Annotated in this window: 1 rRNA gene; it reads right to left on the bottom strand. The window is 54.6% G+C overall.

Annotation, left to right across the window (positions count from 1 at the left end):
- Positions 1-540: ribosomal RNA gene (locus tag BUB51_RS00005) — 23S ribosomal RNA — on the bottom strand; the annotation flags it as partial.

Genomic DNA, 540 nt, shown 5'->3' with positions numbered 1-540 from the left:
TCTCGCAGTCAAGCTCCCTTCTGCCTTTACACTCTTCGCACGATTTCCGACCGTGCTGAGGGAACCTTTGAGCGCCTCCGTTACTCTTTAGGAGGCGACCGCCCCAGTCAAACTGCCCAACTGACAGTGTCCCAAGACCGGATTCACGGCCTCTGGTTAGAACTTCAGTACCACAAGGGTGGTATCCCAAGGTCGACTCCATCGAAGCTGGCGCCCCGATTTCTCAGTCTCCCACCTATCCTGTACATGTGATACCAAAATCCAATGTCAGCCTGCAGTAAAGCTCCACGGGGTCTTTCCGTCCTGCCGCGGGTAACCAGCATCTTCACTGGTACTACAATTTCACCGGGTCCCTTGTTGAGACAGTGCCCAAGTCGTTACGCCTTTCGTGCGGGTCGGAACTTACCCGACAAGGAATTTCGCTACCTTAGGACCGTTATAGTTACGGCCGCCGTTTACTGGGGCTTAAGTTCAGTGCTTCGCTTAACGCTAACACTTCCCCTTAACCTTCCAGCACCGGGCAGGCGTCAGCCCCTATAC

The sequence above is a fragment of the Caloranaerobacter azorensis DSM 13643 genome (assembly GCF_900129995.1).
GTDB classification, from domain to species: Bacteria; Bacillota; Clostridia; order Tissierellales; family Thermohalobacteraceae; genus Caloranaerobacter; species Caloranaerobacter azorensis.
This window is presented reverse-complemented; position numbering and strand designations above follow the sequence as displayed.